Source organism: Streptomyces sp. NPDC050508 (assembly GCF_040655155.1).
Taxonomy (GTDB): Bacteria; Actinomycetota; Actinomycetes; order Streptomycetales; family Streptomycetaceae; genus Streptomyces.
In genome coordinates this window covers 45,312-70,413 of the sequence record NZ_JBFAJJ010000021.1, presented here as the reverse complement: position 1 = coordinate 70,413, position 25,102 = coordinate 45,312, and the positions used below count along the sequence as shown (strand labels likewise).

The 25,102-nt window shown below is 69.8% G+C and carries 21 protein-coding genes; 12 read left to right on the top strand and 9 right to left on the bottom strand.

All coding sequences use genetic code 11. From position 1 onward, the window contains the following. Positions 1 to 139 precede the first annotated feature (139 nt). Complete coding sequence (locus tag AB0I69_RS40810) at positions 140 to 820, bottom strand: FCD domain-containing protein (RefSeq protein ID WP_363100846.1); 681 nt, start codon at positions 818 to 820, stop codon at positions 140 to 142. A 333-nt stretch (positions 821 to 1,153) separates the two neighbouring features. Here AB0I69_RS40810 and AB0I69_RS40805 point away from each other — a divergent pair, with 333 nt between their 5' ends. The 6 genes from AB0I69_RS40805 to AB0I69_RS40780 are packed head-to-tail and all read left to right on the top strand — an operon-like array spanning position 1,154 to position 7,875. Beyond that, positions 1,154 to 2,050: a proline iminopeptidase-family hydrolase gene (locus AB0I69_RS40805; protein WP_363100845.1), complete on the top strand. Its 897-nt coding sequence runs from the start codon at positions 1,154 to 1,156 to the stop codon at positions 2,048 to 2,050. A gap of 58 nt (positions 2,051 to 2,108) precedes the next feature. Next, positions 2,109 to 3,836: an ABC transporter substrate-binding protein gene (locus AB0I69_RS40800; RefSeq protein ID WP_363100844.1), complete on the top strand. Its 1,728-nt coding sequence runs from the start codon at positions 2,109 to 2,111 to the stop codon at positions 3,834 to 3,836. Next, positions 3,833 to 4,861 (top strand): ABC transporter permease, encoded by a 1,029-nt coding sequence (locus AB0I69_RS40795; RefSeq protein WP_363100843.1) that lies wholly within the window; start codon positions 3,833 to 3,835, stop codon positions 4,859 to 4,861. The genes AB0I69_RS40800 and AB0I69_RS40795 overlap by 4 nt, the downstream gene beginning before the upstream one ends. A 5-nt stretch (positions 4,862 to 4,866) precedes the next feature. Beyond that, a complete protein-coding gene (locus AB0I69_RS40790; protein ID WP_363100842.1) occupies positions 4,867 to 5,835 on the top strand; it encodes an ABC transporter permease in 969 nt (322 codons plus the stop codon). Further along, positions 5,828 to 6,871, top strand: coding sequence for an ABC transporter ATP-binding protein (locus AB0I69_RS40785; protein ID WP_363100841.1), 1,044 nt, complete (start codon positions 5,828 to 5,830; stop codon positions 6,869 to 6,871). Before AB0I69_RS40790 ends, AB0I69_RS40785 begins: the two co-directional genes overlap by 8 nt. Further along, positions 6,868 to 7,875, top strand: coding sequence for an oligopeptide/dipeptide ABC transporter ATP-binding protein (locus tag AB0I69_RS40780; protein ID WP_363100840.1), 1,008 nt, complete (start codon positions 6,868 to 6,870; stop codon positions 7,873 to 7,875). Before AB0I69_RS40785 ends, AB0I69_RS40780 begins: the two co-directional genes overlap by 4 nt. Here AB0I69_RS40780 and AB0I69_RS40775 read toward each other — a convergent pair whose 3' ends face one another. Genes AB0I69_RS40775 through AB0I69_RS40765 form a run of 3 tightly spaced genes read right to left on the bottom strand, consistent with a single transcriptional unit; the run spans position 7,876 to position 9,954 of the window. After that, positions 7,876 to 8,349, bottom strand: a complete 474-nt coding sequence (locus AB0I69_RS40775) for a DsrE/DsrF/DrsH-like family protein (protein ID WP_363100839.1) — start codon at positions 8,347 to 8,349, stop codon at positions 7,876 to 7,878. A gap of 14 nt (positions 8,350 to 8,363) precedes the next feature. Then, a complete protein-coding gene (locus tag AB0I69_RS40770; protein ID WP_363100838.1) occupies positions 8,364 to 8,681 on the bottom strand; it encodes a TusE/DsrC/DsvC family sulfur relay protein in 318 nt (105 codons plus the stop codon). A 31-nt stretch (positions 8,682 to 8,712) separates the two neighbouring features. Next, on the bottom strand, positions 8,713 to 9,954 hold the full coding sequence (locus AB0I69_RS40765; protein ID WP_363100837.1) for an FAD/NAD(P)-binding oxidoreductase: 1,242 nt from the start codon (positions 9,952 to 9,954) through the stop codon (positions 8,713 to 8,715). A gap of 276 nt (positions 9,955 to 10,230) precedes the next feature. Here AB0I69_RS40765 and AB0I69_RS40760 point away from each other — a divergent pair, with 276 nt between their 5' ends. The 4 genes from AB0I69_RS40760 (at position 10,231) to AB0I69_RS40745 (ending at position 12,403) form a co-directional block, all read left to right on the top strand. Beyond that, entirely contained in the window at positions 10,231 to 10,680 is a 450-nt protein-coding gene (locus AB0I69_RS40760; protein ID WP_363100836.1) for an OsmC family protein, read from the top strand. Then, positions 10,677 to 11,162 (top strand): nitroreductase family deazaflavin-dependent oxidoreductase, encoded by a 486-nt coding sequence (locus AB0I69_RS40755; protein WP_363100835.1) that lies wholly within the window; start codon positions 10,677 to 10,679, stop codon positions 11,160 to 11,162. The genes AB0I69_RS40760 and AB0I69_RS40755 overlap by 4 nt, the downstream gene beginning before the upstream one ends. A gap of 14 nt (positions 11,163 to 11,176) precedes the next feature. After that, positions 11,177 to 11,419 carry a hypothetical protein gene (locus AB0I69_RS40750; protein ID WP_363100834.1) on the top strand — a complete coding sequence of 81 codons (243 nt, stop codon included), beginning with the start codon at positions 11,177 to 11,179 and terminating at the stop codon, positions 11,417 to 11,419. A gap of 510 nt (positions 11,420 to 11,929) precedes the next feature. After that, positions 11,930 to 12,403: a DUF5990 family protein gene (locus AB0I69_RS40745; RefSeq protein ID WP_363100833.1), complete on the top strand. Its 474-nt coding sequence runs from the start codon at positions 11,930 to 11,932 to the stop codon at positions 12,401 to 12,403. A 22-nt stretch (positions 12,404 to 12,425) separates the two neighbouring features. On the opposite strand, the gene AB0I69_RS40740 is transcribed toward AB0I69_RS40745, so the two are convergent. The 3 genes from AB0I69_RS40740 to AB0I69_RS40730 form a co-directional block, all read right to left on the bottom strand. Then, complete coding sequence (locus tag AB0I69_RS40740; protein ID WP_363100832.1) at positions 12,426 to 14,159, bottom strand: LCP family protein; 1,734 nt, start codon at positions 14,157 to 14,159, stop codon at positions 12,426 to 12,428. Between the two features lie 187 nt (positions 14,160 to 14,346). Then, positions 14,347 to 16,101 carry a hypothetical protein gene (locus AB0I69_RS40735; RefSeq protein WP_363100831.1) on the bottom strand — a complete coding sequence of 585 codons (1,755 nt, stop codon included), beginning with the start codon at positions 16,099 to 16,101 and terminating at the stop codon, positions 14,347 to 14,349. A gap of 178 nt (positions 16,102 to 16,279) precedes the next feature. Next, a complete protein-coding gene (locus AB0I69_RS40730; RefSeq protein ID WP_363100830.1) occupies positions 16,280 to 17,926 on the bottom strand; it encodes a serine/threonine-protein kinase in 1,647 nt (548 codons plus the stop codon). Positions 17,927 to 18,458: 532 nt separating this feature from the next. Between AB0I69_RS40730 and AB0I69_RS40725 the strand changes: the two genes are divergently transcribed. After that, positions 18,459 to 19,565: a substrate-binding domain-containing protein gene (locus tag AB0I69_RS40725; RefSeq protein WP_363100829.1), complete on the top strand. Its 1,107-nt coding sequence runs from the start codon at positions 18,459 to 18,461 to the stop codon at positions 19,563 to 19,565. A 75-nt stretch (positions 19,566 to 19,640) separates the two neighbouring features. Here AB0I69_RS40725 and AB0I69_RS40720 read toward each other — a convergent pair whose 3' ends face one another. Both AB0I69_RS40720 and AB0I69_RS40715 read right to left on the bottom strand, forming a co-directional pair. Further along, positions 19,641 to 21,389: an esterase gene (locus tag AB0I69_RS40720; RefSeq protein ID WP_363100828.1), complete on the bottom strand. Its 1,749-nt coding sequence runs from the start codon at positions 21,387 to 21,389 to the stop codon at positions 19,641 to 19,643. A gap of 304 nt (positions 21,390 to 21,693) precedes the next feature. Continuing rightward, positions 21,694 to 22,569: a PhzF family phenazine biosynthesis isomerase gene (locus tag AB0I69_RS40715; RefSeq protein ID WP_363100827.1), complete on the bottom strand. Its 876-nt coding sequence runs from the start codon at positions 22,567 to 22,569 to the stop codon at positions 21,694 to 21,696. 331 nt (positions 22,570 to 22,900) lie between these two features. Here AB0I69_RS40715 and AB0I69_RS40710 point away from each other — a divergent pair, with 331 nt between their 5' ends. Next, positions 22,901 to 24,679, top strand: a complete 1,779-nt coding sequence (locus tag AB0I69_RS40710) for a protein kinase (protein ID WP_363100826.1) — start codon at positions 22,901 to 22,903, stop codon at positions 24,677 to 24,679. Positions 24,680 to 25,102 lie beyond the last annotated feature (423 nt).

Here is a 25,102-nt window from a genome sequence, read left to right as displayed (position 1 = left end):
CGGGCGCAGACCCAAGTACGTCCAGTACGAGGATCTACGCCCGGCACTCCCCCAGCCTTCGGCCGGGGGGACCCCCAGAGCACGCACCTGACGCCGCGCGGCCGCCCTCCGGGCGACGACGGGAATGTGACGACAGGACCTAGTGCGCGCGGACCCTCGCCAGTACGTCACGGATCAGGTCGGCGCTGATCGTGAAGTGGCCCCGGGCGATCTCCTCGGCACGCTCGGGCTCGCCCGCCGCGATGGCCTCGTACAGGGCCTTGTGGTCCTCGCCGCCCTGGTGGAAGTGGGTCTGCTCGCCCTTGCCCCAGGGCTCGACGGGGAAGCCGAGGCTGATCCGGGCCAGCAGGTCCTGGCTGAGCATGACGATCTGCGGGTTGCCGGTGGCGGTGCGGACGGCTTGGTGGAAGGCGCTGTCCGCGGTGTGCGCGTCGCGCGGGGTGCTCGCGGAGAGGTAGGCGGACAGGGCGTCCCGCATGGGTTCGAGGTCCTTGGCGCTACGGCGCCGGGCGGCCGTCGCGGCGACCATGCCCTCGACCAGACCCCGCAGGTCGAAGAGCTGCTCGAACTCCTCCCAGCGGGGCAGCAGCGTGTGCCGGACCGCGGTCGCCGTCGACTCGGTCCAGCTGTCGCGGACGTAGGTCCCGCCGTTGCGCCCGCGCCGGATCTCGACCACACCCACGGCCTGGAGGCGGGCGACCGCCTCGCGCACAGTGGGGCGGCTGACCCGCAGCAGCCCGGTGAGTTCGCGCTCGGCGGGCAGCCGTTCGCCCGGCAGGAAGTCGCCGACGGCGATCGCGGTGAGCAGCCGGTCGGACACCTCGTCGACCGCCGAGGCGACCCGGACCGGGCGCAGCGCGGAGGACGGGGAGCCGCCGAGGAGGACGCGGTCGAGGACGCGCGAGAACTCGTCCCCGGCTTCGGATGCCTCAGGTACGGATGTCAGTTGTCCTCCCCCTTCAGTGCCGCTTCTGTAAACGCGAGCGGGCCACGTGAACTCGCCGTTACGTCTTGCCCAGCCACCGCTAAAAGGTCTTGTGCGCTGACCTTTTACCCAATCACTATCGCAGCCATCCGTCACATCCTTTTCGTCTCAGCCAGAGGCCAGGCCCGGAATCCGGCCTGGCGGACGGCCCGTCTGGGAGGCCCTCGCGTGGCGATTCCCGAACCGAATCACACCGGCACCGTCGACTTCAACGGCCATTCCACCTGGTACCGGATCACCGGCGAACCCGGCAGGACGCCCCTGGTCGTCCTGCACGGCGGACCCGGCGCCGGTCACAACTACACGCTCAGCATCGCGGGCATCGCCGAGCAGGGACGCCAGGTGGTGCACTACGACCAGCTCGGCACCGGGCTGTCCACCCATCTGCCCGACGAGGGTGCCGACTTCTGGACCGTCCAGCTCTTCCTCGACGAACTCGACAATCTGCTCAAGGAGTTGGGCATCGCCGATGCCTACCATCTCCTCGGCCAGTCCTGGGGCGGCATGCTCGCCGCCGAGCACGCGGTACGCCGGCCGGCCGGGCTGCGTGGTCTGGTCATCGCCAACTCCCCCGCGTCCATGGAGCTGTGGCTCGCGGCGGCGGCCGAACTGCGCGGCCAACTACCGCCCGAGGTCCAGCGGACCCTGCTCGCCCACGAGGCGGCCGGGACCACCGACCACCCCGGCTACCTCGCCGCCGAGCAGGTCTTCAACGAGCGCCATGTGTGCCGACTGACCCCCAACCCGCCAGAGGTGCAGGCGACTTGGGAGAACATCGCGGCCGACCCGACCGTGTACCACACGATGAACGGGCCGAACGAGTTCCATGTCATCGGCACCATGAAGGACTGGTCCGTGATCGACCGGCTGCATCTGGTCGAGGCACCGACCCTGCTGGTGTCCGGCCGGTACGACGAGGCGACGCCCGAGACCCTGCGCCCGTTCGCCGACCACATCCCCGACGTGCGCTGGCACATGTTCGAGCGCTCCAGCCACATGCCGCACGTCGAGGAGGAGGAGCTCTACCTCCGGGTCGTGGGCACCTTCCTCGACTCCACCGACTGATCACCCAACTGATCACCCGGCCGACCCAACAGCCGTTCCCCCGACGGGAGTTCCCTGGATGTCCCGCAGCACGAGACGAGGCGCGTTCGCCGCCGCCACCGTCGCCCTCGCCCTGACCACCGCCGCCTGTTCGTCCTCCGACAGCGGCTCCTCCGACCCGACGACGTCCACGTCCTCATCGGCGTCCGGCTCCTCCGCGTTCCTGCCGCAGCACAAGGGCGGCACCCTGAAGCTCGTCGCCCACGCGGCGGCCGGCAGCCTCGACCCGCAGGTCAACTACACGCTGCAGTACTGGCAGTTGTACCAGTCGATGTACGACGGGCTGCTGTCGTTCAAGAAGGTCGGCGGCCAGGAGTCGTTCACGGTCGTCCCGGACCTGGCCGCTGCCATGCCGAAGGTCACCAACGGCGGGAAGACGTACACCTTCACGCTCCGCAAGGGCATCAGCTTCTCCAACGGCAAGGCGCTGACCACCGACGACGTGGTGGCGTCGTTCCAACGCATCTTCAAGGTCTCCAGCCCCACCGCGGGCACCTTCTACAACGGCATCGTCGGCGCCACCGCCTGCCTGAAGACCCCCGCGTCCTGCACCCTCAAGGGGGGTGTGACCGGCGACGCGAAGGCGAACACGGTCACCATCAACCTGACGGCGCCGGACTCGGAGTTCCCGTACAAGCTGGCCGTCCCGCACGCCAGCATTCTGCCGAAGGACTCGCCGACGAAGGACGCGGGCACGAAGCCGCTGCCGACGACCGGCCCGTACACGGCGGCCTCGTACGACCCGAACCGTGCGCTGAAGCTGGTACGCAACCCGCACTTCAAGGAGTGGTCGCGGGAGGCAGAACCACAGGGTTACCCGGACCAGATCGACTACACCTTCGGGCAGACCGTCGAGTCCGAGGTCACCGCCGTCGAGAACGGCCAGGCGGACTGGATGTTCGACCCGCCGCCCGCCGACCGCCTCAACGAGATCGGCACCAAGTACACCTCCCAGGCACATGTGAACCCGCTGACCGCGTTCTGGTACGCGACGCTGAACGTCAACTCGGCCCCGTTCAACAACAAGTTGGCGCGCCAGGCCATCAACTACGCCGTCGACCGGTCCGCCGTGGTCCGGCTCTACGGCGGCACCAACCTCGCCTCCCCCGCGTGCACGATCCTGCCGCCGGGCTTCCCCGGGCACGTCGACTCGTGCGACTACACCAAGGGCGGCGGCAAGACCTGGACGGCTGCCGACCTGGCCAAGGCCAAGGCACTGGTGAAGCAGTCCGGTACGGCGGGGCAGGCGGTCGGCATCGTCGTGCAGGACGACGACGTCAACAAGTCGATCGGGCAGTACCTGCAGAGCCTGCTCACCCAGCTCGGCTACAAGGCGACGCTCAAGCCGCTGTCGGCGAACATCCAGTTCACCTACATCCAGAACACCAAGAACAAGGTCCAACTCGCCCTGACCTCTTGGTACCAGGACTATCCGGCGGCCTCGGACTTCCTCAACGTACTGTTGTCCTGCGCCGCGTTCCACCCGGGCAGCGATTCCAGCATCAACATCTCGGGCTTCTGCGACAAGGGCATCGACGCCAAGATGCAGACCGCGCTGAAGACCGCCCAGACCGACCCGACGGCGGCGAACAAGCAGTGGGGCGCGATCGACCAGTCGATCATGCAGCAGTCACCGGTCGTCCCGCTGATCAACCCGAAGATCATCGACTTCACGTCGAAGCGGCTGGGCAACTACAGCTTCAGCAAGCAGTTCTACATGCTCGTCGGCCAGTTGTGGGTCAAGTGAGCACCGCCGCACCCGAGTTGGCCACCGCGGAGGCCCGGCGCTCGCCGGGCCCCTGGCGGACGGCCGGTGCCGACCTGTTGCACAACAGGTCGGCGCTGGCCGCGGCCGTCGTCCTCTTCCTCGTCGTGCTGGCCACCCTGTGCGCACCGCTGTACGCGCACCACATCGCCCACACCGACCCCTTCCAGTCCCATGTCTCCGGCACCACGGTCGTCGACGGGAAGACCGTGCCGGTGCTCACCCCGAGCAGCACCGGCCTCGGCCTCGGCGTCACCCCGATCGGCCCGACCTGGGACCCCGCCCACTACTTCCTCGGCGCCGACAACCAGGGCCGCGACGTCATGGCCCGCCTGCTCTACGGCGGCCGGACGAGCCTCTTCATAGGGTTCACGGCGGCGCTGCTGACCTGTGCCCTCGGTACGGTCGTCGGAGTCGTCGCCGGATACGCGGGCGGTGTCGTGGACGCGGTCATCTCCCGTGTCCTGGACGTCATTTGGGCGTTCCCGGTGTACCTGCTGGCGATCTGCCTCTCGGTCGTCCTGCTCACCGACGGGCTGCACCTCGGCCCGCTCACCGTGGAGGCGGGGAGTCTCTGGCTGCCCGTCGCGATCATCGCGGCGATCTATGTGCCGTACATCGCAAGGCCGTTGCGCGGTCAGGTGCTGGTGCTGCGCAACAAGGAGTACATCCAGGCGGCCATCGGCTCCGGGGCGCCGACCGTGCGCATCCTGCGCCGCGAAGTGCTGCCGAACGTGCTGCCCACGGCGATCGTGTTCGTCCCGCTGATGACGGCACTGGCCATGCTCACCGAGTCGGCGCTGTCCTTCCTGTCCGTCGGTGTCCAGCCCCCGGACGCCAGTTGGGGCACGATCATCGAGGACGGACTCGGGCTGCTGTACACCCGGCCCGCCGTGACCATCGCGCCCGGCCTGCTGATCGCGCTCACCACGGCGGCCCTCAACGTCCTCGGCGACGGCGTGCGCGACGCGCTCGACCCGGGCGCCCGGCTGCGCGGAGGGGTGTGACTCCGATGCTCCGGTTCATCGTGAAGCGCTTCGCGTCCGCCCTGCTGGTGATGTTCGCGATCAGTGTGCTGGTCTTCCTGATCTTCTTCGCCACACCGGGAGTTGACCCCGCCGCACGCATCGCGGGCCGCAACGCCGACCCGGCGACGCTCGCCCAGGTGCGGCACTCCTTCGGCCTCGACCGTCCGATGCCCATCCGCTATCTGCTGATGATGCGACACCTGCTGATCGACCGCGACCTTGAGTCGTTCGTCAACCGCGGCTCCCGCGTCATCCCGCAGATCGTGCAGGCCACCCCGGTGACCCTCTCGCTCGTCGTCGGCGCCGCGCTGATCTGGATGACGGCCGGCATCGTCATGGGCACCGCCGCGGCGGCCCTGCGCGGCAAGGCGGCCGACCCGCTGATCATGCTCGTCGGCGTGGTCGGTGTCTCGCTGCCGGCCTACTGGCTCGGCGAGGTCGTCAACCTCATCACCCAGAAGCAGCTGCACAGTTCGGTGTTCTCCTGGGTGCCACCACCGGGATACGTCGACCTGAGCCACGCCCCCGGCCAGTGGGCCCTGCACCTGCTCTTCCCGTGGCTGACCCTCGCGCTGCTGTACGCCGGGATCTACGCCCGGCTGCTCCGCGGCGAGGTCGTCACCGCGCTGAACGAGGACTACGTCCGCACCGCGCGCGCCAAGGGCCTCTCCGAGCGGCGCATCCTGATCCGGCACGCCCTGCGCTGCTCCCTCATCCCGATCGTGTCGCTGTTCGGCCTGGACTTCGGCGCGTTGGTGGGAGGCGCCGCGCTGCTCACCGAGGTCGTCTTCGGCCTCCCCGGCATCGGCAAGCTCACCTTCGACGCCCTCCAGAACCTGGACCTGCCCGTGATCATGGGGACCGTCCTGTACGCGGCGTTCTTCGTGGTCCTCGCCAACGCCCTGGTGGACATCCTGTACGCCCGACTCGACCCGAGGGCCCGCCATGCCTGACCAACCCCTGCTGGACGTACGCGACTTGAGGGTGTCCTTCCGCACCCGCCGAGGCTCCGTCACCGTCGTCGACGGCCTGTCCTTCTCGGTGTCGCCCGGTGAGATCCTGGGCGTGGTGGGCGAGTCGGGCTCGGGCAAGAGCGTCTCGATGCTGGCCGTACTGCGCCTGCTCACCAGTCCGAACGTGACGGTCGAGGGCGAAGTCCGCTTCCGTGGACGGGACTTGCTCACCCTCCCCGACAAGGAGATGCGGGCGGTACGGGGCCGGGAGATCGCCATGGTCTTCCAGGACCCGATGACCGCGCTCACCCCCGTGTACACCGTGGGCTGGCAGATCGCCGAGCAGATACGGGCGCACGAGAAGGTGTCCCGCAAGGAGGCTCACGCCCGTGCGGTCGGCCTACTCTCCGACGTCGGCATCCCCGACGCGGCCTCCAGGGCGAACGCCTACCCGCACGAGTTCTCCGGCGGCATGCGCCAACGCGCGGTCATCGCGATGGCCCTCTCCTGCGGCCCCGCACTGCTGATCGCCGATGAACCGACCACGGCCCTGGATGTCACCGTCCAAGCCCAAATACTCGACCTGATGCGGGAGTTGAACGCGGAGGGCTCGGCCGTCGTCCTCATCACGCACGACATGGGCGTCATCTCGCAGATCGCCGACCGGGTCCTGGTCATGTACGGCGGCCGGGCCGCCGAGGAGGGTCCGCGCCGGGCGGTCTTCCACGGACCGCGGCACCCGTACACCTGGGGGCTGCTCGACTCGGTGCCCCGGGTGGGCGGACCCCGGCTGCGGCGGCTGCCCACCATCGCGGGGATGCCTGTCGCGCCGGGGAGCCTGCCGGAGGGGTGCGCGTTCGCCCCTCGGTGCCGGTTGCGGCACGAACGGTGCGAGGAGCGGCCGGAGTTGTCGACAGGGGCGGGCCCCCACCGCGACGCCTGCTGGCTGCCCGACGACGACCGCGCCTCGCTGCGCCTCACCTCCCGCGCGGCGGCGACGGACGTACCGGACAAGGAACGAGAGGCGACACCATGAGCGCGCTGACGACATCGACTGAGGTACTGCTGCGCGCCACGGACGTCACCAAGCACTACCCCTTGCGTGCGGACGGGTTCTCCCCGCGCCGCAGGGTGCTGCGGGCCGTGGACGGTGTGTCGTTGGAGGTGCGCGGCGGGGAGACACTCGGCATCGTCGGCGAGTCTGGCTGCGGCAAGTCCACGCTCGGCCGCTGCCTGGTCCGGCTCACCGAACTCACCGGCGGCCGGGTCGAGTTCGACGGCCAGGACATCAGCACGCTGTCCACACGGCGGCTGCGTCCCGTGCGACCGGGCATGCAGCTGGTGTTCCAGGACCCGCAGGCCTCGCTGAACCCGCGCCGTCGTGCCGGGGACATCGTGGCGGAACCGCTGCTCGTGCACCGCTACGGCGACGGGGCCGCCGTGCGCCGTCGGGTCGCCGAGCTCTTCGACGTCGTAGGGCTGGCCGCGGCCCATCTGGACCGCTATCCGCACGAGTTCTCCGGCGGTCAGCGGCAACGCATCGGTATCGCGCGGGCGTTGGCGACGAACCCGAAGCTGATCGTCGCGGACGAACCGGTGTCCGCGCTGGATGTGTCGATCCAGGCGCAGGTGTTGAACCTGTTCGCCGATCTGCAGGAGGAGTTCGCGCTCACCTACGTCTTCATCGCGCACGACCTCGGGGTGGTCCGTCATGTGTCGGACCGGATCGCGGTCATGTATCTCGGGGAGATCGTCGAACTGGCCGAGACCGAGGCCCTGTACAAGGAGCCCGCGCATCCGTACACGCAGGCGCTGCTGTCGGCGGTCCCGGACATCGACGACGGCACGCTCACCGACGAGGTGCCCCGGGAGCGGATCGTGCTCACCGGTGAGGTGCCCAACCCGGTGGACAAGCCTACGGGGTGCCCGTTCCGGACTCGGTGTCCCTACGCGCGGGAGCGGTGTGCCGTGGAGCGTCCCCGACTGACCGTGACGGCCAGTGGCAGGCACACCGCCTGCCACTATCCTCTGGCCGGTTGATCAAGTGAAGATGATCTGGCCGCCGGCCGCCCGCTCGTAGAACTCCCCCACCGTGATGATGTCCTGGACCTGCTCGACGAGGTCGTCCTTGTCGAGTTCGAAGAGGTCGACCGATGCCTTGCAGGCGTAGATGCCGGCGCCGGTGTCGGCGATCATCTCTATGAACTCGGGGATCGGCGGGATGTCGAGCTTGTCCATCTTGCGTTCCATGTACCGGGTGACCAGGTCGGGGACCCCCGGCATGCCTCCCAGGAGGGTGGGCAGGTGCAGGCCCGGGTTGCCGACGGTGGCCAGCTTGATGTGCTCCCAGCGCTTCTTCGTGATGGCGTCGAGGCCGAAGAAGGTGAAGAACAGGTCGGCCTCGATGCCTTCGGCGCGGGCGCCGTTGGCCATGATCAGGGCCGGATAGATCCCTTCCAGGGATCCCTTGGAGACGATGATCGAGACCTTCTCGATCGTTGCGTTGTCGGCCATGGCGGACGTACTCCTCAGATGCAGCCGCGGGGCTTGGGGATGCCGGCGATCTTCGCGGCGGTCTTCGCCGGGCCCTTCGGGAAGAGCTGGTAGAGCTCCTTGGTGCTCACGCCTGACGTCTTGCCGAGGAGGCGCACGGTGGGGCCCGTGCCCGTGGTCTCGTAGGCGGTGCGCATGAAGCGGATGACCAGCCAGTGCCGGTCGGTCAGCGCCTCGACGCCGCTCACGCGGGCGATCTGCTCGGCCATGGGTTCGGTCCACCGCGCGGGGTCGGTGAAGAAGCCCTCGTCGTCGACGGGGACGGTGGCGCCGTCGTAGGTGGCGGTGGGCATGGTGGGCCTCCTCGGCTCGGACGGAATCAGTTCAGACGGGCAGGGACTGCTTTCCGTGCCGGGGCATCGCCGAGGCGATGCCGGGCACGTCCCGGCCGGGCAGCAGACCGTGCCAGTACAGCCACTCGAAGGCGAGCTTCCCGAAGTGGTTGGCGCGTGACTCCTTGAGCAGCGGCAGGCCTACGGAAGCGGGGTAGTGGCCCGGCAACGGCTCGGTCTCGTAGTTGAAGTCGATGAGCAGGGCCTTGTGGAAGCCGGTCTCGACGAAGCAGTTGGTGTGCCCGTCGAATGAGGCGTCCAGCGGCCGTCCGGCCAGGAAGCGGCCGATGTTGTGGACCAGTACCTCGCCCTCGAAGTGGGCCACCGACCCGGCCTTGGAGGCGGGCAGACCGGCCGCGTCGCCGATGGCGAACACGTCGGGGTGGTCCGGGAGTTGGAGCGTGTGCGGGTCGACGGGCACGAAGCCCAGTTCGTCGCCGAGGCCCGGGGAGCGTTCGACGTACTCGGCGCCGCCGTGCAGGGGCACGACGACCGCCAGGTCGAAGGGCAGCTCGCGCTCGTCGTAGGAGACCAGCCGACCGCCTTCGCCGTCGACCTCTCCGAGCGCGAACTCGGTGACCAGCTCGATGCCCTTGCGCTCCAGCAGTCCGCCGAGTTCCCGCGCCGCGACCGGTTTGGTGAAGGCGGCGTCGAGGGGCGTGGCATAGGTCAGCCGCACCTTGTCGCGGATGCCGCGACGCTGGAAGTACCAGTCGGCGAGGAAGGCGAACTCCAATGGTGCGACAGGGCACTTGACCGGCAGGTCCACCATGTCGATCACCACCCGTCCGCCCTCGAAGCGCTCCAGCGCCTGGTGCAGGTCGACGGCGCCGGGCAGGTCGTAGAACGTGAACACCGACTCGCCCCAGCCGGGACCCGTGAGGCCTTCGGTCTCGTCGGGCAGCAGTCGGGCGCCGGTGGCGACGACGAGGACGTCGTACGCGAGCCAGCCGCCGACTGCGAAGTGCACCACCTGTCCGGCCAGGTCGACGCGGTCGATGTGGGCCCGGCGGTAGTCGATGCCGTCGTGCAGCTGCCGCGGGCGGGAGCGGACCAGGGCGTGCGGCTGGGCGAGCCCGAACGGGACGAACAGCAGCCCGGGTTGGTAGACGTGGACGTCGTTCTGGTCGACGACCGTGATCCGGAGTCCGCTCTCGTCGTAAGCGCGTCGCAGCCGGTTGGCCGTCATGGTGCCGGCGGTTCCGCTGCCGAGAATGACGATCTGTTTGCCCATGTCTCCACCCTGGTCCGGGAGATGAGGGGCGGTCAGGGGCCGATGGTCCCGCGGCAGTTACCGATTGGGGTAGGGCCACACGCCGTGCACCCGCCCGCGTGCCGCGCGTCCCGGGTGACGTTCACCGCTCGCCGTACCCCGCAGGCCGTATCGCGCGTCGATCGCCCCGCCAGGGCCGAACGGCCTTCATCGGGCCCCGATCGTCCCTCGCGCCGAGGCCACCGGCCGCGTTCCACTGGAAGCGGAAGCGGGAGGCGAACACGAGGAGGCAGTGCCATGGCCGCACCAGCGCCGGAGACCACCACCCCACGCCCTCCGGAAGCCACCGCGCACATCCTCGAAGTCACGCATGTGGACGGCGACGCCTTCGCCGTGGACATCCGTGACCACCGTCTGCTGATCGACCAGCCCCGGGAGGCGGGCGGCACCGACACCGCACCGACACCCACCGAACTCTTCGCTGCCTCCCTGGCCGGCTGCGTCGCCTTCTACGCGGGCCGCTACCTCCACCGCCACGGCCTGGACAGCGAGGGACTGCGGGTCCGGGCCGAGTTCACCATGGCGAGCGACCGGCCGCCCCGCGTCGACGCCGTCCGTCTCGTCGTCGCCCCGCCGCCCGGGCTGTCCGAGCAGCGCCGGGCCGCTCTGCGGGTGGTCGTCTCGCACTGCCCCGTCCACAACACACTGCTGGAGCCGCCCGAGGTCCACATCGAGGTGGCGCCGTGACCTCGCAGACCGCGCCGACCGGCCCGAACGGCCCCGGTGTGCCGCGTGACCCCACCCGAGGAGGTGCGGTCCTCATGCCCTTTCCCAGGCTTCTGAGCCGTCGTCTGCGGGGTCGCGTCAACAGGACGACCCTCCGCTTCGCCGGTCACCTCGCCTTCGCCGACCTCGAACACGTGGGCCGCAGGACCGGCACCCTCCGCCACACGCCGCTGCGTGCCTTCCGCACGGGTGACACGGTCGTCGTCGGGATCAACTTCGGACGGGATTCCGACTGGTTGAAGAACATCCAGGCCGCGGGAAGGTGCCGGATGCGACTGGGGCGTACCTGGCTGGAGCTGGGGGCGCCGAGGATCGTCCCCGCCGAGGAGGGCGTCCGAGGCATGCCGTGGTTGTTCGGCTACGCGCTCCGGTACATCTTGCGTACCGCCGACTGCGTCGAGCTGCCCGTCGTCGGGACCGGCCGGCCCGGGCAGTCGGCCTGAGGAGGGTCGGTGCCATGGTCGTCGTAGCCTGCCTGCTCCAACTGCTCATTCTCGTGGGCGCGTTGTACGACACGGCCCGCCTGCTGCACCCGGCCGCGGGCACCCCGCGTCGGCGGCGCCGGGCCGCTCTTGAGGCGGCGGAGCGGCGGCTGGTGGAGCAGCGGCTGCGGGGCCGGATCGACGCGCCCGCCTACCGGGCGAGGATGCGGGCCCTCGCCGAGGGCCGGCGATCGACGGGGGCCGGGCGTCACGGCTGACCTCGGACCCGGCCGTGCCCGCCGTGCATATCGGCCATCACCATGTGTGTCTGCCAGCGAGGAACGGACCGCGACGACCACGACCGTGATCCCGGTGAGGTCTCCCTGCGGCCCGACCGGCCGCCGCCCCTCTCTCGGAGGCGGCCGACCATGTCTTCCACTGCCCGTTCACGGAGATTCCGGCCTGACGTCATCCGCTGCGCAAGGTGCCGAGCGGCCCTTGGTCGAGGCCGTGCGCCCCTGCCGCATCAGTGGCCTCTGCATGATCATTGGATCAGGCGCGGACGCCGGCCACGGCACCCGCGAGGGGTTCCCCCGGCCCCCGCCGGAACGGCTTCCGCGCCAGGGGGACGGGCCCCGAAGGGGCAGCGGTCGCACGTGGGTCGCGGCCAAGCCCCGCCCGGCCGGCCCGTCCCCGCCCGCCGCACGGACTGCGGCGGTCACTGATCGGCTGAGCGGCACTCGGCTCCACGGGGAACGTCGCCCGGCGGACCCTGCATGATGGCCCGTATGCACCTCCGCATCGACGCCGTCGACCTGCCCGGCCGTACCTTCCCCGCCCCCGCCGACAAACCCGTCTCGACGTACGACAACGTCCACGTCGCCGTGCAGCGCCGGGACCGGCCGGCTGAACTCCTCGATCCGCGGCCGGGGGACGCCGCGTCCGCGACCTGGACGCTGGAGTGCACGACGGAGGCCACGCCGGACGGCATCGTGGTCACGGGCCCCTATGTGCAGCACCGGATGGGGCTGCGGTTCGTCTACCTGTCGTGGGGGACGGTCGATGCGGCCGGTCTCTTCACCATGTTCCGGCGCGCCAAGCTCATGCTCGACTCGGTGCCGGACGAGGTCCTGGCCGCCGCCGCGTCCGACGGTCTGCTGGTCGGCCGGCTCGGTCTGACCGACGCGAACGGCGGCCCGCTGTGCGCGCGGGTGGATCCCCCGCACATCACCTGGACCGCCGAGAGCGTCGTCAGGCCGTAGTCCTGCGGGCCGTAGCCGTCTGTCAGGAGTCGGAGTCCTTCTTGTTGGTCGCCGCCCGGTAGGCCTGGGTCGGGGTCATCGGGACGCCGTTCAGACTGACCGTCTTGTAGGTGCTGACCTTGGCGCAGGACTTCGACTGGTCGGCGGTCGAGGCCTGGGCGTTGGAGGTGGCCGCCTTGGTGTCGGCGGGCGCCGGGGACGAGCTGGCGCCGGGGTACGTCGTGCCGCTGGGCCAGTCCGTGCCGATCACCAGGGTCAGGCCGGTGCCGGTGCCCTGCTTGAGACGCGAGGAGGCGAGGCCGATCGCCTTGGCCACCGTCTGGGCCTCGGCCTTCTGCCCGGTGCCGTAGGTGAGCGTGCTCGCGGTCGCGCTGACGGAGGCGTTGCCCGTGGTGGTGTCCGAGCTGAAGCCGCCGTCTATCAAGGAGGTCGCGACCGTGGAGGCGCGGCCACTGATGGAGGTGCCGTTCTCCACCGTCACGGCGATCTGCGCGGCGGGTACGGCCGCCGCCGTGGCGGTCGCGGTGGCCGCCGAGGACTTCTTCCCGGAGGACGTGGTCAGCGACTGGTCGTTGGCGATGGTCGCGAACAGGCTCTTCGCCGCGGCGGCGGGCACCACCCGGTCGGCGTTGTTCGGGTCGGCGCCGGTCTGCATCGTGGTGAACGTCATGCGCTTCGTGGGGACCTTGTCCAGGTCCGTGGCGAGCCCGATGAGCTTCTTGACGGTGCCGAGGCCCGTGTCCACGGTGAGCGCCTTGGTGGCGGCGTCGGCCAGGTTGTAGACCGCCGTGGGATCGGTGAGCGTGCCGGCGCTCTTGAACTTGCGGATCATCGCGCTCAGGAACAGGTGCTGGGAGACGGTACGGCCCAGGTCGCTGCCGTCGCCGAAGCCGTGCCGGGAGCGGACGAACTCAAGCGCCGCGGTGCCCTTGAGGGTGTGGGTGCCCTTGGCGAGCTTCAGGTGCGAGTAGGTGTCGTAGACGTCGGCATTGACACAGACCGAGACGCCGCCGACCGCGTCGGACATCTTCACCACGCCGGAGAAGTCCATCTGCACGAAGTGGTCGATGGTGATGCCGGTGAGCTGGTGCACGGTCTTGACCTGGCACTCCTGACCGTACTGAAGCGCGCTGTTGATCTGGCCGTAGTAGCCGGCCGTCGACTGGCCGCCGTCCGTGGCCTTGCAGGCGGGGACCTGGGTCATGGTGTCGCGCGGGATGCTCATCACGGTGGCGTTGGAGCGGTCGGCGGAGATGTGCACCACCATCTCCACGTCCGCGTTGCCGTTCCCGGACTGCACACCGGTCGTCGAGCAGCCGCCGCCGAGCTTGCAGTCGGTCGCGCTGCTCCGGGCGTCGCTGCCCATCACCAGGAGGTTGATCGGCGTACGGCCGAAGGCGTCCGCCTTCTCCTTGCCGCCCGCGCCGTCGTCGATGGGGACGCTGTTGATGTTGCCGTTCAGGTGCTCGTAGAACCACCAGCCGGCACCCGCTGTCGCCATGATCACCACGGACAGGGATATCGCGCTGACCTTCAGCACCCGCCTGCCGCGCGGGGTCGGCTTGGCGCGGCGGCGCGAGTCGGTGCGGCCGCGTGCGCGGGATCCGCCGCGTGGGGCCTGGCGGGCCGCGGCACGGGCGGCGGCCCGGCCGCCGGTCGGCAGCGGCTCCTCGGCCTCAGCCGCACGCGGTCTGGGCACCCCTCGTGTGCGGCTGCGCGTGGCGTGGCCCACAGGGCCGTCCCCGAGGTCGGTCATCTGGCACTCCCACATAACGGTCGGGCCGTTCAGGCCGTCGGTGCTGCGGCCTGGGGCGCGCGGCCGTGTCGGGTCGAGTGAGGCGGGGTTCCCGTCTCGCTTGCGTGGTTGCGCAATATAACAATCTCAGATGAGAACGCTGTAGGGCCTTTCTCATTTACGGGATATCCTTTTACGTCAAACTCGGTCAACTGATCGGAATCCGTGCGCTGGTGATGGTCATCGGGGTACCGGTCACGGCGATGAGGTAGAAGCGGGGATGCGTCCCTCCCGGCACCCGCCGGACACCGCCGGGCGGCTTCACGACGTACGTCGCGGAGGCGTGCGGGGCGAGGGCCGCCGGGCCGTCGGAGGCGGTCCACCAGTCGGAGGCGCCCTGTCCGAGGCGGCTGGCGAAGTGCGGGGTGAGACGGGTGCCCGTGATGTTGACCACCCGCACCACGAGCCGGGTGATGTCCCGGTGGCCGGACCGCACCACGAAGCTCGGTGTGACGTTCATCCGCATCGGTGGCGAACTGGCCGCGGCGACCGTCGCACACAGCACGGCGGGCGCGACGAGCCCCGCCGCGAGGACACTCCTGGCCCGGCGTCCGGTCACGTGCGGGATGCGGGGCTGCCAGGCCGAGGCGAGCGCGGAGGCCGGGACGGTGGCGGCCGCCGCGAGCCACAGCGGGGTCATCATCAGGAAGTAGCCGTCCTGGGACCGGGTGGCGAGGTAGAAGCTCAGCCAGGGCAGCACGGTGATCGCCGGGCCGAGCCGTCGTACGAAGAGCAGTGTGGCGGCGAGCAGGCCGAACAGGAGCAGCTGGCTGGCGTAGGAGTAGTAGTCGAGGTGCCTGCTGCCGGCGGTGAAGTAGTACGAGATCCCCATGAGGCCCTGGCCGTGCAGGATCGCCTTCTGGGTGAGCGGCAGCAGCAGGCCGTGCAGCCAGGTGTGGAAGTCCTGGACGGCGAAGTAGGCGTTGATCGCGGCCCAGGTCAGCAGTGCGGTGGCGGTGTAGCGGGCGACCACGCCGAGGGCGAGCCGGGGGCCGAGGTCGCCGCGTCGGACCGCGTAGAGGCCGACGAGGAGGAACGGCGTGAGGAACCAGGCGAGTTGCTGGGTGGCGCAGGCCGCACCGAGGCAGAGGGCCTGCAGCACTCCTGGCAGTCCGAGTCGGCCGCCGGCTCCGGTGTCGGGCCAGCGGACCACCACGGGGATGAGCAGCACCAGGGCGAGGACGGCGGGGTAGCCGGAGTAGGCGTAGCCGGGCAGGAAGCCGAAGCCGAGGCACACGGCGGTGGCGCCGGACCGCCAGGGGGCCGGGAGCAGCCACCACAGCAGGACGGCGCCGCCGAGGAGCGCGCCGGTGGTGACGAGGGTGGCGGCGGCCGTCGAGTGGACCACGGCGTGGACGGGGGCGGCGAGCAGCGCGGTCAGGGGCGGGTAGCCGTAGGTGTAGTCGGCGCCGCCCGCCATGGTCTTGGTGATGCCGACCGCCGACCGGTCGAACAGCCACGGCCAGGGCTGACCGTAGACGGGGTGTCCGTGCAGGATCTCGTGGGCGGCCTGTGCGGTGAGGACGCCCTCGTCGGTGCCGGCGTGGTTGAGCCAGTAGCCGCACAGCACCAGCAGGACGGCGAGCAGCAGTACGCCCGCGTCCACCCGGGTCAGGGCGCGTCGGGTGCGTGTGGTGAGGGCGAGGACGCCCGCGACGAGGATTCCTGCGTAGCAGACGGAGATGATCGCGGCGACGGGCGGATGGGAGGTCATCGCCCTGGTCCAGGCGTCACGGGTGCCGATGAAGAGGCTGATCGCGGCGATCAGCGTCATCCCCCGGTGCAGCTGCTGCGGCGCCGCGGGCCCGGTCGCGGGCGGCCGGGTGCGGAGCGGCCCCGCCGCGGCGGGCGCGTCGCGCCGCCTCAGCCGGAGATCACCGCCGGCACGGGGACCGTCATCCATGGCGTCCTTCTCCTCGTTGCGTCCCCGTCGGCAGGCAGTTCACTTCGGGGTCACCTCTACTACATGTCGTAGAGGTGAAAGGAGCCGATGAGGTTCACCGGAGGAAGGGAAGAGCTGGGCAAGAAAGAGGTGACATGCGGGGAGAGGCGGCACAGCGCGGTTCCAGCGGCTCGAACCGTCAGTGTGCCGACAGTTCGGTCGCGGTGAAGCGCTCGAAACCCGCGTGGAAGGCCGTGCCCTGTGGGTCGGTCGCGCTGTAGTGGAAGGCGGCCAGCCCGCAGCCCCGTGCGTCGAAGGCGGCTCCGGTGTACGAGGCGACCCGGGTGCCGTTGAGGGCGAGTTCCACCTTGATGCGGCCCGTACCGGCCGAGGAACAGGTCATCGACATGTCGACCTGCTGGTCGGTCTTCACCTTCAGGCCCACGTCTGCGAGGTTCACCTCGACGACCCGGTCGTGCTGGAAGGCTCCCTTGTACCGGAACTCCCGCACGATCAGGGCCTGTTGATCCGTGGTCAGGTAGGTCGCCCAGCGGGAGCCCTTCCGGTAGTCCCCCGAGCCGTTGCACCAGAGCCCGATCCCGCCCTGGCCGCCGTACCACTCCGCCTGGGTGCTCAGCCGGACCGCGAACGAGGACGGCTCGAAGGGCGCCTGCGGCCACACCTCCAGCTCGGACCGGGGATCCACCAGCATGGTGCCGCCCTTGTGCGTGACCTTCCCGAGGGTCGGGTCCTTGTACGACCAGTCGCCCGAGTCGGTCAAGTCATCGGTGTACGACAGGGGTTGGGAGCTCGCCGGTGTCGTCGATCTCCCGGACGACGAGGACGCGGAGGACGAGCCGTGGGTCTTCGGGCCGCCCTCCGTCGCCGATCCTCCCGAGGTGGTGGTGAGCACGACGGCGAGCAGCACTGCCACCGCGGCACTCCCGGCCGCGAACCACCACAGCCGTAACTGCTTGGCGCTCAAGCCGGAGCCCGCGCCGCCGCTCCCGTGTCCGGGCCGTGGCGTACCCGTCTCCGTACGCGCGCCGTCCGCCGCCTCCGCCGCTCCCGCGAGCCGGGTGACGAGCTGGGCGGCGGTGGGACGTTCCGCCGGGTCCTTGCTCAGACAGTCGGCGACGATCGAGCGGACCGGCTCCGGCACCGCCGTGAGATCCGCGTCGCGCTCGCAGACGGCGACGAGTGCTTCGTAGGCGTTCTCCCCGCCGAAGGGGTGCCGTCCCGTGGCGGCGAAGTAGAGCGTGCCGCCGAGGGAGAACACATCGGAGGCGGCGGTGACCCTGAGCGACTTGAACTGCTCGGGCGACATGTACGCGGGCGAGCCGAGCACACCGCCCGGGGTGGTGAGCGCCGACTCAAGCAGCTTGTCGTCGCGGGCGATACCGAAGTCGATGATCCGCGGTCCGTCCGGGGAGAGCAGGATGTTGGACGGTTTGATGTCCCGGTGCACCACGCCCACCCGGTGCACCTGTGCCAAGGCGTGCGCGACGGCCAACGCCAGGGACTGCAGCCGCCCCGAGGACAGCGGGCCGTTGGCGACCACGTGCTGGTGGATCGTGGGCCCCGGGACGAACTCGCTCACGATGTACGGGTGTCGCCCGGAAAGGTCCGCGTCGAGGACCCGCGCCGTGGCCAGCTCACCGACCCGGCTCGCCGCGCCGAACTCCCGGCGTACGCGGGCGAGCGCGACCTCGTCGTACTCCTTGCCCGGCAGCAGAAGCTTCACCACCACCTGCTGCCCCGCCCGGTCCCGGGCGAGCCACACCACGCCCTGCCCGCCGCGGCCCAGTTCGCGCTCGCAGACGTACCCGCCCACCGACATCTGCATCCGCGGATCCATGCCCCCGCCCCCAGCCCCGCCCCCGGTACATGGCCACCCGCCAGCGTATCGGCTCCCCGCGCCGCGGCAGCCCTCTTGGCGAGGTCCCTGCGACCGGGAGCCACGACGGCAACCTCACCTGTTGTCTCCAACACCCCCTGCAACGCACGCGGTTACCCGGAGCGCCCATGGACGTCTTCCTCGGCGATCGTCCTTCCCTCCGCACCCTCACGGACGCGGCCGAATCAAACCGGGTCACCGAAGCCGTCACAACCTCTCTCCGCGATCATCACCCCGTCCACATCAAGGAAGTGCGACGGTGACGGTCTGAGACAGGGAGCGCACAGGTGAAGGAGCTCCTCCCGGTCGTGGAGGCCGTATCGAAACCTTCTTGCCCCCTCGCAGACGCAGGCACAAGGGCAACATCCCCTGCCTGGCAGCTACTTCTCACCGGACATCAATGACCACCGAAAGCCACCTTGCTTCCCCCCACACTCGAAAGGCGCCCGACGTGAGTGTTCCTGCCCTTTGTGGAATTCCCGTGCGTCATCTCGCGACGGCCCTGACCGCCTCCGTGTCCGCGCTGGCGCTCACCGCGTGCGGCGTCATCGACGGAGTCGGCGGAGGCGACAGCTCCGCGTCTCCGAAGAAGGGCAACGACATCACGGTGGGACTGCTCCTGCCCGACAAGGACACCGCACGCTTCGAGGCCTTCGACCACCCTGTCATCAAGAAGGAGGTCGCCGCCCTCACCGACGGCAAGGGCAAGGTCGTCTACGCCAACGCCGAGGCGAGTCAGGACAAGCAGAGCCGGCAGTTCCAGCAGATGGTGGCCCAGAAGGTCGACGTGATCCTGGTGGACGCGCTGGACGCCAAGGCGATCGCGCCGGACGTGCAGAAGGCGAAGGACGCCGGCATCCCCGTCATCGCCTACGACCGGCTCGCGCAGGGTCCGATCGCCGCGTACGTCTCGCACGACAACGAACTCGTCGGCGAGATCCAGGCTCGCGCCATCATCGCGGCGCTCGGCAGCAAGGCGGAATCCAGCAAGATCGTCATGATGAACGGCGACCCCTCGGACACGAACTACGCGAAGTTCAAGGACGGTGCCCTCGGCGAACTTGAGCACAGGGTCGTGATAGCCAAGGAGTACGACACCGCCAAATGGTCACCGGCGGTTGCCAAGGCGAACATGAAGAAGGCGATCAAGGCCATCGGCCTCGACAACATCGCCGCGGTCTACGCGGCCAACGACGGCCTGGCGGGCGCTGTCATCGAGGCGCTGAAGGATGCGGGTGCCACCAAGATCCCGCCGGTGACCGGCCAGGACGCGAACCTGGACGCGGTGCAGCGGCTCGTCTCGGGTGAGCAGTACATGACCGCGTACAAGCCGTTCCAGGAAGAGGCCACCCGCGCCGCGGAGATGGCGGTGTACAAGGTCCAGGGCCGCGACATCCAGTTCGACGCGCTGACCCGCGACACGGTCGACAGCCCCACCGAGAAGAAGATCCCCACGATGCTGGTGCCGGTGGTCTCGCTCACGAAGGACAACATCAAGGACACGGTGATCGCGGACGGCATCTACTCCGTCAAGGACATCTGCACCCCGCAGTACGCGGCGGCCTGCGCCGCGATCGGCCTGAAGTAGCAGCCACACTCCGGAAGGTGCCGGGCGCCTGATCGAGGCTCGTCGGTCGGACGCCCGGGCTGTCCCGGCTGACGATCACTTCTTGACGACGGACTCCACCCAGCTGATGAAGTTCGTCGTCGAGTCACCGGTGCGCTCGGCCATGGTGTGTGCTTCGGCCCACACGGTGGCGAAGTCGACGTCACGGATGCCGTAGTTCTGCAGGGCCAGCAGGATGTTGATCTCGGTCGTGTTGGCCGTGTCCCCCTGCATGATGCCGGTGCGGATGCGCCAGTGCCGCGCCACCTGCGACTGCCGGTAGCCGCCGAAGGCGGGCGAGAGGAAGTACAGCGGGTTGTACGCGTCGCCCCGCCACGCCATGTCCTTGCCGACGCTGTCCTTCTTGGCGAAGTCGCTGTCGTACGCCGAGGAGCCGTAGTCGGTGTTCCAGTCGGAGTACGTGGCGTACGTCGTCTCGTTCGCCTTGATGACGTCACGGGTGAGCGGCGCGAAGTGCGAGGGGGTGTTGAGCCCCATCGCGAAGACGCTGTTCTCGCCCTGGCCGCGGGAGTATCCGTCGAACGCGCCGACCGGCTTGTTCGCGGTCTTCTGGCTGTTCACGAAGCCTTCGAGACCGGACACCGTGGCGGTGTTGGTCGTGGCGTCGTAGGTGACCCAGGTGCTGCTGGTGTTGAGGTAGGCGATGTAGTCCGCGACCGTCTCGTACGTGGTCGAGGTCCCCGTCTGGCCCGATCCGGGCGGACCGCCCTGGGTGGTGATGGTGTACGGGAAGGTGTTGTCGGACAGGAAGTGGTTCAGCGAGGTGGTGATCACCTCGATCAGGTAGTCGTAGTAACTGCCGGACAGGTAAGTGCCGTTGCCGGACTCGGTCAGTTCCAGGCGCCTGCCGTGCTCGTCGCGCAGACCCAGGCGGTTGAGGTACTTGGGCCAGGCCTTCGCGAGGTCCGCCGAGTAGGCGCTGGTCCACGTGCCGGACGCGCGCGTGCCGGTGGAGGCGAACTGGCCCATGTTCCACTCGTAGGACAGGTTGGCCTCGGCGAGGTCGGTGATCGGACACCAGGCCATGACGCCGGCGACCGCGTCGCTGAGAGGCCGGCCCTGTGCGTCCTCCATCGCCGCGCCGATCGTGCGCAGGTACGGGAAGTACAGGGGACTGTCACCGGACGTGCCCGCCACGGTGTCCTGGGCGCCGCCGCCGCTCATGCCGAACAGGACGATGTCGTCCGTGCTGCCGGGCAGGACGCTCCGGTTGTACCGGAGGAAGCGGACCGCGGCCTTGAGGTCGGTCACGCCCCAGGGGGCCGCGTCGGAGCGGGTACTGGTCGAGCTGTCCCGGCCGCGCAGACCCGGCCACACGTAGACGAGCCCGGCTTCCAGGTACGCCGACACGCTGGTGTAGCTGTAGGACGTGGCCGGCGCCTGCTGGGCGTAGCCGGGGGTGTTGACCGGGATCACGATCGGCGCCGTGCGTCCCGAGTACGCGCCGACGGTGCCCTTCGGGTTGGCCTTCGCGGTGTACGTGGTCCCGTCGCTGTTCACGGTGGCCGTCAGATAGGCGCCCGGCACATAGATCGACAGGTTCTCGTAGTCCGTCGCGGCAGGGTTCCCGACGTACACCTTCCCGATCTGGTAGTACACGTCGTTGGTCGAGTCGTACGACCAGGCGGTGGAGTCGAACTCCAGCGAGTACGCCGAGGACGTGCTCGACGCGCTGCTCGACGCCGAGGTGGCGGCGAAAGCCGTGCCTGCCGTGCCCTCGGCGACTCCGAACGCGGCAAGGGCTGCGACGCCCGTGGCGCTCCGGATCACAGTTCTGCGGTTCATGTCCACCCGTAGACCTCCATGTGCAGCTGGTTACGTGGTCACAGCCGACCTGGGCACCACCCCCGGCGACACCGCGGGCAGGTCGGGCTGTGCGGCTCATACGAGTCCCAGACTGTAGGGCGGGAGTGTGAGCTGGACACGGAAATTGTTAACAATTTTGATGATAATTTTGTTAGAAGATTGACTCGCGGATTGGCACCCGAGACGGGCGACGGACAGGGCAGCCAAATGAGCTCACCGGAACTTGCGATGCCCAGCGACCACCGGGAAGTCCGGTACCCGCACCGCCGTCACGGCCGGCCCTTCAACTGATGCGAGTGCCCGCGCCGCTGACCCGGACGCGTGCGTCTCCCGCGCGCAGCGTCACCGTGAGTTCGCCGGGGCGGCCCAGGTCCTCGCCCTGGTGCAGGGTGAGGACGGCGTCCTCGGGGACCAGGCCGAGTTCACGTGCGTACGCACCGAACGCGACCGCCGCGGCGCCGGTCGCCGGATCCTCGACGACACCGCCGACGGGAAAGGGGTCACGGACGTGGAAGACGGTGGCCGACTCCCGCCACACCAACTGGACCGTGGTCAGGTCCAGTTGGTGCATCAGGGCTTCGAGGCGCGCGAAGTCGTACGCGAGATCCGCGAGGCGGGCACGCGTCGCCGCCGCGAGAACGAGATGGCGGGCACCGGCGAAGGCGATACGGGGCGGGAAGGCCCGGTCGAGATCGGCGGCCGGCCAGTCCAGTGCGGCGAGCGCCTCCACCAGGTCGGCGTCGGTGATCTCCTCGACGTGCGGCTCGACGCTCGTGAGCGTGGCCCGGAGCGTCCCGTTCTCCTCGACCACCTCCACCGGCACGGTGCCCGCGCGCGTCGCGAACACCAACTCCCCCGCACCGATCCGCTCGGCGAGCGCGACGGCGGTCGCGACAGTGGCGTGCCCGCAGAACGGCACCTCGGCCTTGGGACTGAAGTAGCGGATGCTGTACGCCCGCCCCTCCTGACCGCCGAGGCCCTCCGGAGGCGCGGTCAGGAACGCGGACTCCGAGTATCCGAGGTCTGCCGCGATGGCCAGCATGTCGCTGTCGTCCAGGGCGGTGGCGTCCAGAACGACACCGGCCGGGTTTCCGCCGTCGGGGTCGCTGGAGAAGGCGGTGTATCGCAACACCTCGGGCCGCGGCGCGTTGGTCGTCATGCCGGTGGCAACACGGGGAAGGCTCGCCGCCATTCCCGGACCAAAGTCATAGGGGCACCCTCCCCCGTGCCCCACCTCCTCCACTCCGCACTCACCCTCGGCCTCGTCCTCGTGGTCTCCGGCGCCGCCTGCGGAGGGATCAACACCCCACAAGCACAAAGACTCTGCCGGATCTCGCACCGAGTACTGACACTGCGGCATGCCTCCGCATCCTGAGCAGCCCTCCGGCGGAACGGAAGTGAGGGAAACCCTGAGCGGACGCCACGGCTCGGATAGCCTCGTCAATCCTCGGGCCGAACTGACGTACGGCGCACATCACTTCGGGGGATCCGTGTCAGAACAGCGGCCACTGCCACCGGACCTGGCGACGAACGAGGCCGCCGCACTGCGGCAGACCGGTGCCGCACCCCTGCGCCTGGGCGACCCGGATCGCATCGGTCCCTATGCGCCGCTGGCCCTGCTCGGCAGCGGCGGTATGGGGCGGGTCTACCTCGCACGTCCCGAGGACGGCAGTCCCGGTCTGGCCGCGGTGAAGGTGATCAGGCCGGAGTACGCGGACGATCCCGGTTTCCGGCGCCGGTTCGAGCGTGAGGCGTCGGTGCACGAACGCGTCAGCACGTCGCACACACCGAGACTCTGCGGCACGGGCTTCCAGGACGAGTTGCTGTGGATGGCCACCGAGTACCTCCCGGCGCTCGATCTGGCGCACGCCGTACGTGAGCACGGAGCCCTGGAGACGGCCGCCGTCTGGCGTCTGGTCGCGGAACTGGGGCAGGCGCTGGCCGACCTCGCCGCCACCGGGATCGTGCACCGGGATCTGAAGCCGTCCAACGTGCTGTTGTCCGTCGGGGGCGCGCACGTGATCGACTTCGGCATCTCGAAGGCCATGGACGCCAGCACGATCACCGGCACCGGTGTACGGGTGGGAACTCCGGCCTACATGTCGCCGGAACACTTGAGGACCGGCAGATCCGACACGGCGTCGGACGTGTTCTCACTCGCCGGGACGCTCGTGTACGCGGCGACGGGGCGTGCCCCCTTCGGCGACGGTACGGGGGTCGACGTGATGCACCGGGTGGCGTTCGAGGAGCCGGACCCCGAGCTGATCGCCGAGATCTCGGCGGCGGACGCGGCGCTCGGCTCGCTGCTGACCGCCTGCCTGGCCAAGGATCCCGAACAGCGCCCCACAGGGCTGGACTTGATCGACACGGCCGGCGAACGAGCCGGAGCGACCGTGTGGCCCGAACCGCTGGCCGGCCAACTACTGGCCCGGCAGCGGGCGTACGAGGTGCTGTACCGCCTCCCCGTCTCGTCGCAAGCCCGATTACGGTCTCCGGACGAACGGCCGATGGCGATGCCGTCGGCACCGGCCGGGCAGGACGGCCGACCTGGTCCGCCCGTTCCCGAACCACCGGTGGTGGCCGCCGACGCCGCCTCCGACACACCGTCGGCACGCTCCCAGGAGAGCAAAGTCCGCACCTGGGCACGGAAGAAGGCAGTGCGGGCCGTCGCCGCGGGCATCGCCGTCTGCGCGGTGGCCACAGGGATCTTCATGCTCAGTCGCCACGACGCCCCGCCCACTTCCTCCCCGGGGTCCGCCACGACGACCGGCCGCACCGTGCCCGGCGGCACCGCCTTGTCACCGATACCCGGGGCCTCGGACGCGAGGACTTCCTCCGGCAAAAGCGTCGACGGCCCCGCGAACCCCGACGGCGCGGCCACCCGCCCCGGGGACTCCGGCTCCGCCGCACCGGCGGTGCACGGCACTGCCTCCGCTCCCGGTGCCGATCCCAGCGCCTCGGCCGACGCGACTCCCTCCTCGTCCCCGAGCAGCCCGCCCACCACCGAGCCCGCGACCCCGGCCTGGATCTCGGACTGCACGTACTACCGCGGCAACGGACGCACGCGCCTGGGAGACAGCGGCAAGCGTGTGCTGCAGGTGCAGTGCATGCTGACGAAACGCGGATACGGCGTCGGGAGCACAGGCGTGGACGGCGACTTCGGTGCCGGAACCGAGTCGGCGGTGCGGAGCTTCCAGAGCGACAAGCTGCTGGACGCCGACGGCATCGTCGGCCACGAGACCTGGCTCGCCCTGCGCAGCACCGAGTGACACACCTGTCTCACTCGCGACCACCGCGGCGTGCACCACGTCGAACGGAACATGAGGCAACTTCTACCGACCACGCTCCGACCGGCGGCGGCGCTGCTGTCGGTGTCGTACGTGGCCCAGCAGGTGAAGTGGCGGCGGAGGAACGGGCGAGGCCGGCGGAGTGGCTGAACGCGGCCGGTTCGAGCTCGACAGGCACAGTCGCCTCGGCCCGGACCTGACAGCCCGGTCGGCGACGGTGCCCGGCCCACGCACCCGCGAGGACGAGACCGCCGCGGCTCCGGCCCGCCGAAGGTCCGTCGGGCGGAAAACCCTGTCGGTATGAGCGAACGAGGAATGCCGGAGCCGGCCCTGCTGCTGACGGCGCCGGCGAATGCCCCTCGACACGGGTATGCCATCGCCAAGGAGGTCGAGAGCATCACCGAC